We start from the raw sequence: 13223 nt of genomic DNA on the forward strand, positions 1-13223 counted from the left end.
TGGAGATTGGCGATCATCTTCCCAGTCTTGGCGATTAATCACAGAAGTTGGTTCTAGTGATTGTGGAGATTGGCGATCATCTTCCCAGTCTTGGCGATTAATCACAGAAGTTGGTTCTAGTGATTGTGGAGATTGGCGATCATCTTCCCAGTCTTGGCGATTAATCACAGAAGTTGGTTCTGGTGGTGGTGGAGATTGGCGATCGCTTTCCCAGTCTTGGCGATTAATCACAGAAGTTGGTTCTAGTGATTGTGGAGATTGGCGATCGTCTTCCCAGTCTTGGCGATTAATCACAGAAGTTGATTCTGGTGGTGGTGGAGATTGGCGATCGTCTTCAGCTAAATTCCCCGGAAAAATGGAAATAGACTCAATAATTTTGTCCGACTCTGGCGATTCAGTATCGGGTTGTGAAACTTCCCTGCTGATAACAGAAGTTGGCTCGTTAGTATTGGGATTGCTAAATGGCAATACATTTCCCGACAGTGTATTGTTGCTCTGGGATAAGTTTTCTGTGCTGCTTTGAATCTCTCCCACCTGTAGATATGTTTGTGGGGAACTGGGCTGAGATGGCTCAGTCGGTTGCAAAACAGTAGGCGGCGATGTTGTAGCTTTTAGGGAAATTTCTTTGGTGGCTTTAACTAGTTCCCCTTGTAGGTGATTGATCAATTCCTCTACAATCGCTTCCCCTTGTTGTTGCTGACTTTGCATCCGCGACAACTGTTGGGAAAGAGTAGTTTGATAGTTTTTTATCTCCTGCTGTAAAGAGTTAAAAGTAATGGTGAGCGTATCATCCAAAGAACCAAGCATTTGTTCGGTATTTTCATTTTGATTCCCTACCGACTTCAGTTGGGAATTACCTCCGCCGGATTGGCTAGTTAAATTTGCCAGCGACGATTGCAGTTGTGAAGATATATGTTTTGCCAGAGCTTCTGACAACTGACGGATTAACACTTGTTGCTCAGTAATTTGCCGTACCTGTTGTAGGTGTTCCTTTTCTTCTAACAACTGTTGGATGTCATCAGATAAACGGTTTTTTTGCGCTTGCAGTTGTTTGATTTCGTCCTGCAAGGATCTGAGCATATTCCGCTGGAGACTTTCCAAATCTTCTACAACAGCCCATAAAGCTGTTTCTGCTGCTCTGGATAGCTCGCCTCTGACTTGCGGGTTGTCTGGTCGCTTCTCAAATCGCCCCATTAGCTTCTAACCTCTAACACCTTGAAGATAAAGCCGCTTCCCGTAAACTTGCTTGGCGCTCATACTGATTTCCTGTATTTTTCAGATAAACTCAAAACTTTCACAGGAATTACGCATATAAACGTAATTTTGTCATGCTGAGTACAAATTTGGCAAAGTAATATTTTTTTCGCTTCACAGCCTACTATACTGTGTTTTCCTCAGCATCAAAGAGGAGTCTGTGATCAGTTTGATTTAAATTAACTTTTCTCTAGTGAGAGTTGATTAGAAAAAAACATCTCACTCAATATCAATACTTATTTTTTCCGCTACCAACATTCATGATCCAAGGCTGATAAATACGTCTATTCCCACAATTAGATTGGTCAAAGTTGTAGCCTTGGAATGTAGGATTTGCAGAATGTAACTTATGTGACAATTTATATTTCTCAGAGGGATTAAAGTACCTATTCGCAGAAATTTTCCATATGATGATCCCCTACATTATATTTTAATTAATTAACTGTTTTTCTGCAAAAACGACCGCTGGCTTTGGTTTTTCAGTAGTCTGTTGTTTAGGTGTAATCAGAAAAATATTAATTCATGAAGACTCATCAAGGATAAATATTAGAGAAAGAACATCCGGGCGGTGCTAAAGATAGCAGCACCAAGAAGCGCGCTTATAGGAACTGTAATGATCCAGGCAGCGGCTATACCTTGAAGAGTTTGAAATTTAATTGACTTGATATTTTGGACTATACCAATACCCACTACACCACCGACTAAAGCGTGAGAAGTGGAGACAGGTAAACCTAACCGGGATGCCAATAAAATAGTAGTAGCGGTTGCTAGTTCAGCACAAAACCCACTACTAGGTTGTAAGGAAATAATATTTTCGCCAATAGTAGCAATTACCTTTCTACCCCAGATAGCTAAACCAGTCACAATGCCAGCACCACCAAGGATTAAAATCCAAATGGGTATAGTGATGCTATTGATAGGTACGCTACCAGTCAGATGAATATAAACGATGGCAGCTAAAGGAGCGATCGCATTACCCACATCATTAGAACCATGAGCGAAAGCTACAAAGCAAGCACTGAGGACTTGGAAGCGAGCGAAGAGGCGTTCAATGGGTACTGGGTACTGGGTACTGGGTACTATTTCTCCCTCATTTCCTAACTTTTGCCAACTAAACACTGTGAGTCCAACTGCGGCTAATGCACCTGTGAATAAGGGGATATCGTAAGCGGGGATGTTTAAACCAAGTTGCTGGTTCAAGTAATTAGTTAGGGGTTGGGTTAAGGAAGGTAGAACAATTACGCCAAATACACTAAGCAGAATGACACTCAACCAAGGAATCCATTCTTGTAGTTGTGCGACTTGATTTGGTTGATCTAAAATCCAATGCTTGATTTGACTGTAAAACACAGCAGCGATGGCCCCACTCATAATTGGTGTGAAAATCCAACCGATGGTGATTAAGCCAATGGATGACCAATTAATTGCACCGGCTCCCAAAGCCACCCAAGTAAATCCGGCGATCGCACCGACAACGGCATGGGAGGATGATACAGGCAAACCCCGTGAAGTGGCAATTTGCAGCCACAATCCAGCAGAAAGTAACACTGTCACCATCCCAGCCAATAAAATTTGGGGTGTAGCTATAAATAATTGGGGATTGGCAATTTTTGTCGCTAAGGTTGCCGATACCTCATGTCCAAATAATACAGCACCTGTAAACTCTAAAATTCCCGCAATGATGATTGCTTGTTTCAGGGTGATAGCTTTGGAACCTACAGAAGTTCCCATAGCGTTGGCGACATCGTTAGCGCCAAGGTTGCAGGCGACGTAGAAAGCTAGTAGGGCAACTAAAATTAACGTAATGGACATTGACTGTTTGGGTAGATGTAAAGAAACAATATAGCGATTCTCCGAGGAGGGAAAAGTGATAACTTATCGCAAAATCTAGAGAAGCGCTATAAATATTTTCTACTGTTATCTTGTTTGCCCGGACTACGGATAAATTAAGATTTTGTATGTTTCGGGATTTGGGGCGATCGCTTGGTCTACGGCTTGTGATAAATCTTGTAATGGATAGCGATCGCTAATCAAGGCTGTGACATCGATCCGGCGATTAAATACGATCTCTGCCGATAAACCCTGAAGTCGATAAGACGAACTGTAACTACCCATTAAGTCAATTTCCCGACGGTAAAGAATATTTGGGTTCACGGGAATTTCCAACTCATCGGGGAATTCGGCGAAAAACAAAATTTTACCGCCTTTGCGGGTACATTCCAGGGCTTGGAAGAAAGCTTTGTCGCTGGGAACAGCTAGCAGAGTTACATCAACACCCATCCCCCCAGTCAAAGCCTGAATTTTCCCAGGTAAATCAGGGTCACGAGCATCAAAAGCCGCTTCTGCTCCGACATTCAAGGCTTTTTCAATTCTAGATGGTAGTAAATCAGTAGCGATGGCTTTCGCTCCGAAGTACTTAATTAACATCACAAACATTAAGCCAATTGGCCCTGCACCAGTCACTAAAACAGTTTGTCCTGGAGCAATTTGGGCTTTTTTCACGGCTTTGAGACAGCAGTTAGTTGGTTCTACAAAACTCGCCTCTTCAAAGCTGATGTCATCAGGAATGGGAATTAACCCCCCATTCTGCACAATATGTCCGGGAACCTTGACATACTCCGCAAAACCGCCACCACTAGCGTTAAATCCGGCTGTGGTAGAGATATTTTTATAGACATCGCACATGGAAAAATTATCATTTAGGCAGTAAGCGCAACGCATACAAGGAATGTGATGCATCACCGCCACCCGTTGTCCCACTTGCCAACCTTGTACCTGAGAACCTATCGCTGCGATCGTACCAGCTGTTTCATGGCCGAATATGCGTGGAGGTTCATACAAGGGATAACGAATTTTTTTAATATCTGACTGACATAATCCCACTACACCCACTTGTACCAGCACTTCATCTGCTTCCAGATTCGGTACAGGGATATCTTCGTATGACAGTTGATTAACGCCTCTAAATACCTGTGCTTTCACGTTGGTTTTTTATCGCTCAACGTTACTAGATGTAACATTTACTGGTTCGGATTAGGTTATGAGGTTTGAGATTTAATCTTAGTTGTTGTTGTGTAAGATTATTTATGAATTATGGATAACTTTAGACCGGGGAAGCTTACTATTTGTAGTCGCTATTGTTGTGTTGACTCAGAATGAATCCTCGGGAATATTTTTGAATGTGCTCTATCTATATATCATCAAGAAAAAATCTGAGCAACGCATGTTGTTACCCAGATGTGTTAGTGCTGTTCTGTGTCTCTAGTAACTACATCGCTAGTTACCGCAATTCCGCCAAATCAGCAAACTCAGTTTGAGCCAAAATATCAAGTCATGTTGGGATTGACCGAAATCCATTTAATAACATATAATTATAGATTGTCTGTCTAATTCCTGCTCGGATCAGGTAGACATATCACAAAAGCTAGCAACAGCGATTCATCAAAGTTAGATCAATCGCATCTCTACAAGAGAAAGCCAGCTACCTGTACGGCAATTTCAAGGACAATTTCATTCATGACCTACGCAATTATTGAAACTGGCGGTAAGCAATTTAAAGTTGAGCCAGGCCGCTTTTACGACGTTGAACTGCTCCATGTGGAAGCGGACGAAAAAGTTACAATAGAATCTGTATTACTAGTACAACACGACGGCGAAGTCACAATTGGTCAGCCGTTAGTTGCAGGGGCGACTGTAGAAGGGACTGTGTTACGTAATCTTAGAGGTCGCAAAGTCCTGGTGTATAAAATGAAGCCGAAAAAGAAAACCCGCAAAAAACGGGGGCATCGCCAGGAAATCACTAGACTTATGATTAATTCCATCACCCTAAATGGTCAGGTGTTCGCTGCTGAAGAAGGCGTAACTGCTGAACCTCCAGTCACCGACAATTCCCCTGTAGAAGATACTGCTGAATAATTAAAAAAAAGCAACACAAGAGGAAATTATGGCTCATAAGAAAGGAACAGGTAGTACGCGTAACGGTCGTGACTCTAATGCCCAGCGGTTGGGTGTGAAACGTTACGGCGGTCAAACTGTACGTGCAGGAAACATTCTTGTACGTCAGCGCGGAACTAAATTTCACCCTGGTAACAATGTTGGGATTGGCAACGATGACACTTTGTTTGCCTTAGTTGACGGTGTAGTGACCTTTGAAAGAAAAGGTAAAACCCGCAAAAAAATTAGTGTTTACCCAGTTGCAGCAACAGTTGAAGCAGTAGCTGTGTAGATAATTGGGGTGGGTATTGCCCACCCTCATACCTCATAACTGAATTAAAAAAATAATTACCATAGCTGCTGTGAAAATCCCACATGCAGAATTTTTCCCAGGGCTAAACCTGCTAATGAAAATATAGACGTAATCAAAAAAGCCTGACCTTTTCTAAAACCAGCTGCTTGAAAGTCAATTTTCGCCAAGACAACCGCAGAAATAATTAGCAAAGTATCCAAAAATATGCGGAACCAAGCAAGCATTAGAAAAAATAAAAAGGCGCAAAAAATAGTAGCAGCAAAAGATCTGAGGTTGGATTGCAATAATACAGTAGAGTATTTAGCCATTGTTGTCCAAGGAATAGTCAAGCAGCCAACTAACAGTAAAATAGTCAGCATGAACACAATCCATACAAACAAAGGCGCTTGCGTTTCAGATAATACCCAACCCAATGTACTGTAACTTAGCAGTACTAGTACTAAGGATATCCAGGGAAGTCTTTTTACAATTGACATGGGTCAGTGTCGCCCTGAATAAATCAAGCTGTCATTGAACAAGCAGTGTCAGCAAAATCTTGGTTTTACTTTAAATCTTATCTCCCCTAAAATATATCTCTGTATAGCAAGAGGCTGGTAAATTGTAGGTGCAAACGCTCATGCTAACTAGCACAACACTATATTCAGTTAGATAGATTTTGACTGCAATGGCTTAGACTATAAGTTTATCATCCTATTTTTTCTAGATTCTATCAATAGGCTTTGATACTTTCGCCAAAAAACCTAACCACTTTACAGAGAATTACAGGACAAACTAGTTAAATATTTTCGTAAACATTTGTAAACTATTAGCAGCCGAGTAGCCACGTGTCACATCTTGTTAAGGACTTATCATGAAACAACTTGTTATAGCTGAACGCGTATGCCTGATTGGTCATATCGTGTCGATGGTGTTTGGATTGGTAGGCATACTACTAGTTATACCTAATGCCGAAGTAATTTTACATCTATCCGAAGTTGGGCAGACCGCCATGCAGTGGAGTATGGCAGGCGGCGGTGTAGTTTATATCATCTTGGGCGCAGCAGCTGTATTTTTGTATGGTTTGCGGACTTTGGGTTTGGGTCGAATTTTGGCATTTATGCTACCTGCAATATTTATTTCCTTAACCAGTGAATTATTAGGAACAAGTACAGGATTTCCCTTTGGTCATTACAGCTACCTGAGTGGGTTGGGTTATAAAATTGGAGGCTTAGTGCCGTTTACCATTCCCTTGTCATGGTTTTATGTAGGATGCGCGGCTTACCTGCTGGCGCGTGCTGGTTTATCAGTGGATACCAAACCTAGCTGGTGGCGTCATACAGGCGCGATTGTGTTGGGTTCTTTGTTGCTCACCTGTTGGGATTTTGTTCTTGACCCGGCCATGAGTCAAACTTCTTTGCCGTTCTGGTATTGGCAACAACCAGGAGCTTTCTTCGGAATGCCTTACCAAAACTTTGCAGGTTGGTTAGGTACAGGAATAGTATTTATGACTGTAGCCGCCTTGCTATGGAAAAATAACCCGATTAAATTCGAGCGATCGCAGCTTAATTTACCCTTAATCGTTTATTTAAGCAACTTTGGTTTCGCCACAGTGATGAGCATAGCCGCTGGATTTTCCATTCCTGTGCTATTGGGCTTAGTGCTAGGTGTAACCCCGGCTGTAGGATTTTGGTTAAAAGGGACAGCCGCATCTGACCTAGTTAACGTTGAAGCAACAAATAACAAAGTTTCCGTGGCCAGTGTTAAAGTCGCGTTGAAATAAATTTAGGAAATAGGGACTGGGGATTAGGAACTAGGTAAAAACCTGAAAATACTTCCTCATCTCCCTAGCCTCTAGCCCCTAGCCTCTTCTTTTTCCCACAACATTAATTGCAAAATATTTTAACTGTGGACAACGCTTTAACAGTAGGAAGCGTCATATCTTTTCTATTGCTACTTATCCAACTACCAGCAACAGCGATTTTACTTTCACGGCTGGTCAAAGGGCCTAGACGCCATCCGCCCATTCAACCACAACAGCCTACACCAGAAATTTTGGGTAATGTCAGTGTCGTCGTTCCCACGTTAAACGAGGCGCTTCGTATTAGTCCTCTGTTATCTGGTTTGAGTCGTCAAAGCTACGAAGTGCGGGAAATTATTGTGGTAGACAGTAATTCCCAAGACGGTACCCCCGACTTAGTGAAAACTGCACAGCAGCAAGACCCCCGTTTTCGCTTAATGACCGATGACCCCTTACCTGCTAATTGGGTGGGTCGTCCTTGGGCTTTGCATAACGGCTTTTTGCATAGCTCAGAAGCAAGTCAGTGGTTTCTGGGAATGGATGCTGATACCCAGCCGCATCCGGGTTTAGTAGCAAGTTTGGTGAAGACAGCCGAAGCACAAGGATATGATTTGGTTTCCCTTTCACCTCAATTTATCCTTCAGTATCCAGGAGAATGCTTGCTGCAACCAGCATTATTGATGACACTGCTTTACAGATTTGACCCGGCGGGGATCAATACCGACCAGCCAGAACGGGTCATGGCTAATGGGCAATGCTTTTTATGTCGACGCTCAGTTTTAGCTGCTGTGGGTGGTTATATCAGTGCCAGTAATTCTTTTTGTGATGATGTCACATTAGCGCGACACATTGCAGCCCAAGGGTTTAAAGTGGGCTTTTTAGATGGCGCTAAGGTGTTAAAAGTACGGATGTACGAAGGAGCCATAGAAACCTGGAAAGAGTGGGGACGCAGCCTCGACCTCAAAGACGCATCGCCATCAGCGCAAATCTGGGGAGACTTATGGCTACTATCAGCCGTTCAAGGTCTACCTTTACCAATTGTCTTAACTTACCTGCTGTTTTTCCCCCATCCCCCCATCATCCCATCCCCCCACATCTTCTTATTGGGACTCAACGTATTTCTGTTGGTGATTCGCTTTGCGATGCTATTAGCGATCGCACCTTCATATGATCGTAAAAGTGCCAAAGGTGGCTGGTTATTCTGGCTGTCTCCTTTAACTGACCCCCTAGCAGTACTACGGATTTTCTTATCTGCATTTCACACTCCACGGGAGTGGCGGGGCAGAAAGTATCAGTAAGTGGGCAATTGTCGCTGGGAAAAAACCGGGGTTTGAGGTTGGAGGTAATCTAAATTTTTTTTCTTGAACTGAAACTACTACAATTACTATTGATGCTAGATAATGGGAAAGCTTTGACATTTTACTCACCCATCTAGCCCGACAGAATAAAACTAACACCTATGCGAACTCACTATTGCGGCGCACTCCGACAAAAAGATATTGGAGAAACTGTTACCTTGTACGGATGGGTAGACCGTCGCCGCGATCATGGGGGCGTGATATTCTTAGATTTACGCGATCGCTCTGGCATTGTCCAAATTGTCAGTGATCCCCAACGCACCCCAGATTCCTACGAACAGGCAAACTCTCTACGAAATGAATACGTTGTTGCTATTACTGGCAGGGTAACACAACGTCCCGACGAATCTTTAAATCCCCGCATCCCTACAGGCGAGGTGGAAATCTACGCTGATCATATTCAACTGCTCAACGGCGTTCGTAAACAGTTACCATTTCAAGTTTCCACGGCTGATACCGAAACTGTGCGAGAAGACTTACGGTTGAAGTATCGTTATTTGGATTTGCGGCGAGAACGCATGGCGCAGAATATGCAATTGCGTCATCAAGTAGTTAAAGCCATGCGGCGCTACTTAGAAGATTTGGAAGGTTTCATTGAAGTGGAGACTCCCATTTTAACCCGTTCCACCCCAGAAGGTGCGAGGGATTATATCTTACCGAGTCGCGTCAACGCTGGTGAATGGTTTGCTTTGCCACAATCACCCCAACTATTCAAACAGATCCTCATGGTATCTGGCATGGATAGATATTATCAGATTGCCCGTTGCTTCCGTGATGAAGACTTACGCGCCGACAGACAACCAGAATTTACACAGTTGGACATGGAAATGAGTTTCATGTCGCAAGAAGAAATTATCGGGTTGAACGAAAAGTTAGTTGCTCATATTTTCCAAACAGTCAAAGGTATTGAGTTAAACTTGCCATTTCCCCGCCTCACTTATGCTGATGCGATGGAACGCTATGGTAGCGATAAACCAGATACTCGCTATGGCTTAGAATTAGTCAATGTTTCCGATGTCTTAAAAGACTCTGGATTCAAAGTTTTTCGAGATGCGATCGCTCATGGTGGTATCGTGAAAATTCTGCCGATTCCCAACGGTAACGATGCCATTTCTAATGTCCGTATTAAGCCAGGTGGTGACTTATTTAAAGAAGCCAGCGAAGCCGGGGCTAAAGGTTTGGCTTACATCCGGGTGAGAGAAAATGGCGAAATCGATACCATTGGCGCCATTAAAGACAACCTCAGCGAAGCCCAAAAACAAGAGATTTTACAGCGTACAGGTGCTAAAGCCGGTCACTTATTATTATTTGGGGCTGGTGATACTGCTACCGTAAATAAAACTTTAGACAGATTACGGCAAGTTGTGGCTAGGGAGTTTAAATTAATTGATCCAGAAAAAATCAATTTGCTGTGGATTACAGATTTCCCCATGTTTGAGTGGAATGCTGATGAAAAACGCCTAGAAGCACTGCATCACCCCTTTACAGCACCTCATCCTGAAGATATCAACGATTTAAAAACTGCTCGCGCCCAAGCTTATGATTTGGTGTTAAATGGGTTAGAAATTGGTGGTGGAAGTCTGCGGATTTATCAAGGGGATATCCAACAGCAGGTGTTTGAAGCCATTGGTTTGTCTCCAGAAGAAGCCCATAACAAATTTGGCTTTCTCTTAGAGGCTTTTGAATATGGTACACCGCCTCATGGTGGTATCGCCTACGGTTTAGATCGTTTGGTGATGTTGCTAGCTGGGGAAGAATCCATTCGAGATGTGATTGCTTTTCCCAAGACACAACAAGCACGTTGTTTACTGACAGATGCACCTGCGGGTGTAGATACTAAGCAGCTCAAAGAGTTGCATGTTGCTTCGACGTACAAGCCAAAACTATAGATCTTTAAGCCCCTTTCCGCGTCGGAGAGGGGTTGGGGAGAGGTTCATCGAACTCACATTAATTCATTCCCTTTCTTACCAGTTGGGGAATTAGAGAAGGACGTTCCGCCACAGAAACTTGTGCTTCTTTAAAAGCAGCTAATTTACTTTGTGCTGTGCCAAAGTTAGGGTCACGGCCGATAACTGCGGCTAAAGTCCCTCCTTGGCGCCAATTTTTTGTTAGTGGTGCGTGTCTACCTGCAATGTAGGCGATGACTGGTTTATCAATGGCTTCAGTAATATACCCCGCTGCGGCTTCTTCACTACCGCCACCAGGTTGACCGACTAAAACGATCGCTTCTGTGGTTTCGTCTTCGTCGAGAATTTGTAGCCATTGCAAAAATGATGAACCAACGATCGCATCACTGCCAATACTGACACTAATTGATTGCCCTAAACCAGCTTTGGTTAATTCCCACGCAACTTCGTAGGTGAGGGTGCTACTACGACTGACGATCCCTACTGATCCTGGTGTATACAATTCGCTGGGCTGAGTCCCTAAAAGAATCTTCCCTGGAACAATTATTCCGGGACTATTGGGCCCTACTATCAAGGTTTCATGTGCTTCGGTTTTGCGGAGTAATTGCACCATATCTAATGGTGGTACGCCAGCAGAGATAATAATAATCTGTCCGATATTAGAGGCGATCGCTTCTAATGCTGCATCTAACACCTGGTACGGGTGTACACAGATAATCGCGGTGTCGATAGCGCCAAATTTCTCTACTACTTCTTCTACTAAATCGAAGACTGGTAGACCGTAAAGTTGCTGTCCACCACATCCGGGATTTACACCAGCAACCAAATTTGTCCCATAAGCTTTCATTTGAGCAACATGAGTTGCTGTGATAAATTCAGAAAAGCCTTGGATTAATACTTTGCTGTCTGGTGTTAAGTTCATAAAACGTTTTGGTAGATTTAGCAAATTAGAGAATAAGTTTATTATTACTTGTTGGAATTAGTATCCTCTTAATATTCCTTGTTGCTTGGCTTTGCCTTCAGCTTGACGAAATATCCATAATCCTACGGCAAAATATACTGTGCCATTGATGAAAGCGATTAATAACTTGGTTAAATTCAAACTTTCACCTCTAGCCATCACATCACGTAGTAATTCAGCACCAGGAGTCATGGGAAGCAATGCTGCTAAAATTCTGGCTGATCCTATCCAATTTTCGGTGGGTATGGTCAGCAAAAATAATAACGGAAATTGAGTCACACCTAAAAGTTCCTGCAAACGTTTAAAGATTAAGGATAAAGACCCCAATGCAAAAGCAAAACCATTAGCCCCTAAGACCACGGTAACAAAAGGTAAAAGCAATGTAGGAGGAAAGTTGAGCCGGCTACCTGTTAGTATCATAATGATTACAAGAATGGTGAATATTTGAACTATCTGCAAACTCAAATCAGCCAACATTCGCATTAAAAAAACCTTAGTCGCACCATAGCGCGAGAGAAAAAGTTGTTCTAAAGTACCAGTTTGTGCCTCTATTTGCAACTCTCCCGCCAGACTAGCCAGAATGAATGACGTTAAAGTCCAAAGCACATAGCCAATAATAATCGAGTCGAGGCGATCGCCTAATTGAAAAGCATCACCAGCAACATAACGAGAACTTAAGAATAATCCATAAAATATGGAAGCAAACACAAAAATCCTGCCTATTGACTGTACAGGATAACGAATGGACATAATCCAACTACGGCGCAATTCAGCTAAAAATAATTTAAGCATCTTGATTTCTGCCTTTTCTCACTATCTGCAAAAAGATTTGGGTGAGGTTCGCTTGCTCTTTTTCCAGAGATGATATAGGCAGAGGTTTGATAATATCGAGAAGTTTGTAAAGTAATTCTGGCTGGGATAAATGAATAATTTGTGTGCCTTGAACTACTGCACCCAGATTTTCTAAAGCTGTAATCCGTGACTTATCAAGTACAGTTTCTACCTCAATTTTGTAACCAGTTCCCGAAAATTTGCGAATCAATTCACTGGTTGATAATTCTGTGATAATTTCCCCTGATTGAATAATGGCGACTCTATCTGCAAGTTCTTCTGCAATGCTGAGTTGATGAGTAGTTAGTAAGATAGCACAACCAGCAGCAGCAATTTCTTTGACTAAAATTTTGACATCTTCTGTGGCTTCTACATCCAGCCCTAAAGTGGGTTCATCTAATAATAATAGTTGGGGTTTATGAACTAAGGCCACAGCAAATGCTAACTTCTGCTGCATTCCCCGTGAAAGATTTTCCACTGCTGTCTGGCGTTTAGACATTAGGCCAAATCTATCTAAAAGTGCTAAACCCGATTTCCTCGCTTCTCGACGGCTCATTCCTTTTAATACGCCAAAATATTCCAAATTCTCTTGGGGAGTTAATCGCCAGTAAAGGTTACGATTTCCTTCTAGTACAGCGCCTAAATTTTGTAGTGCTGCGGGGTTACGATAGGGATCACTACCAGCAATTTTCACCCAACCCGCATCAGGTTGAATTAATCCAGCAATCATCTTAATACTGGTAGTCTTACCTGCACCATTGGGGCCAAGAAAAGCCAATACTTCTTGAGGATAAATATTTAAGGAAACATCTTTGACGGCTGTAATAATTTGTTTGCTTTGACGAAAAGTTTTTTGAAGCTGACTTGCTTCTAATGTTTTCATGAAAAA

Annotated in this window: 12 protein-coding genes; 5 read left to right on the forward strand and 7 right to left on the reverse strand. The window is 42.6% G+C overall.

What is annotated here, in order from left to right:
• The 3 genes from ACM0OT_RS21115 to ACM0OT_RS21125 form a co-directional block, all read right to left on the reverse strand.
• Positions 1 to 1194 (reverse strand): coiled-coil domain-containing protein (locus ACM0OT_RS21115; RefSeq protein WP_414566359.1); only part of this gene is annotated, 1194 nt, incomplete at its 3' end.
• 606 nt (positions 1195 to 1800) lie between these two features.
• Positions 1801 to 3066 carry an inorganic phosphate transporter gene (locus ACM0OT_RS21120; protein ID WP_414566360.1) on the reverse strand — a complete coding sequence of 422 codons (1266 nt, stop codon included), beginning with the start codon at positions 3064 to 3066 and terminating at the stop codon, positions 1801 to 1803.
• Between the two features lie 123 nt (positions 3067 to 3189).
• Positions 3190 to 4236, reverse strand: coding sequence for a zinc-dependent dehydrogenase (locus ACM0OT_RS21125; protein ID WP_414566361.1), 1047 nt, complete (start codon positions 4234 to 4236; stop codon positions 3190 to 3192).
• Positions 4237 to 4770: 534 nt separating this feature from the next.
• Here ACM0OT_RS21125 and rplU point away from each other — a divergent pair.
• Both rplU and rpmA read left to right on the forward strand, forming a co-directional pair.
• Complete coding sequence (rplU, locus tag ACM0OT_RS21130) at positions 4771 to 5169, forward strand: 50S ribosomal protein L21 (protein ID WP_414566362.1); 399 nt, start codon at positions 4771 to 4773, stop codon at positions 5167 to 5169.
• 28 nt (positions 5170 to 5197) lie between these two features.
• Positions 5198 to 5479: a 50S ribosomal protein L27 gene (gene rpmA / locus ACM0OT_RS21135; protein WP_414543315.1), complete on the forward strand. Its 282-nt coding sequence runs from the start codon at positions 5198 to 5200 to the stop codon at positions 5477 to 5479.
• A 56-nt stretch (positions 5480 to 5535) separates the two neighbouring features.
• Here rpmA and ACM0OT_RS21140 read toward each other — a convergent pair whose 3' ends face one another.
• Positions 5536 to 5976 carry a hypothetical protein gene (locus ACM0OT_RS21140; protein ID WP_414566363.1) on the reverse strand — a complete coding sequence of 147 codons (441 nt, stop codon included), beginning with the start codon at positions 5974 to 5976 and terminating at the stop codon, positions 5536 to 5538.
• Between the two features lie 374 nt (positions 5977 to 6350).
• On the opposite strand from ACM0OT_RS21140, the gene cruF reads away from it, so the two are divergent.
• The 3 genes from cruF (at position 6351) to aspS (ending at position 10524) form a co-directional block, all read left to right on the forward strand.
• Positions 6351 to 7259: a gamma-carotene 1'-hydroxylase CruF gene (gene cruF / locus ACM0OT_RS21145; RefSeq protein ID WP_414566364.1), complete on the forward strand. Its 909-nt coding sequence runs from the start codon at positions 6351 to 6353 to the stop codon at positions 7257 to 7259.
• A 125-nt stretch (positions 7260 to 7384) separates the two neighbouring features.
• Positions 7385 to 8575 carry a 2'-O-glycosyltransferase CruG gene (gene cruG, locus ACM0OT_RS21150; RefSeq protein WP_414566365.1) on the forward strand — a complete coding sequence of 397 codons (1191 nt, stop codon included), beginning with the start codon at positions 7385 to 7387 and terminating at the stop codon, positions 8573 to 8575.
• Between the two features lie 161 nt (positions 8576 to 8736).
• On the forward strand, positions 8737 to 10524 hold the full coding sequence (gene aspS / locus ACM0OT_RS21155) for an aspartate--tRNA ligase (RefSeq protein WP_414566366.1): 1788 nt from the start codon (positions 8737 to 8739) through the stop codon (positions 10522 to 10524).
• Between the two features lie 58 nt (positions 10525 to 10582).
• Here aspS and ACM0OT_RS21160 read toward each other — a convergent pair whose 3' ends face one another.
• From ACM0OT_RS21160 to ACM0OT_RS21170, 3 genes are read right to left on the reverse strand one after another with little or no spacing between them, the layout of a single operon-like run.
• Positions 10583 to 11464 carry a succinate--CoA ligase subunit alpha gene (locus ACM0OT_RS21160; protein ID WP_414566367.1) on the reverse strand — a complete coding sequence of 294 codons (882 nt, stop codon included), beginning with the start codon at positions 11462 to 11464 and terminating at the stop codon, positions 10583 to 10585.
• Positions 11465 to 11521: 57 nt separating this feature from the next.
• On the reverse strand, positions 11522 to 12295 hold the full coding sequence (locus ACM0OT_RS21165; protein WP_414566368.1) for an ABC transporter permease: 774 nt from the start codon (positions 12293 to 12295) through the stop codon (positions 11522 to 11524).
• A complete protein-coding gene (locus ACM0OT_RS21170) occupies positions 12288 to 13217 on the reverse strand; it encodes an ABC transporter ATP-binding protein (RefSeq protein ID WP_414566369.1) in 930 nt (309 codons plus the stop codon). The genes ACM0OT_RS21165 and ACM0OT_RS21170 overlap by 8 nt, the downstream gene beginning before the upstream one ends.
• Between the last annotated feature and the right edge of the window lie 6 nt (positions 13218 to 13223).

The sequence above is a fragment of the Anabaena sp. CCY 9613 genome, from assembly GCF_963920895.1.
GTDB lineage: Bacteria > Cyanobacteriota > Cyanobacteriia > Cyanobacteriales > Nostocaceae > Cyanocohniella.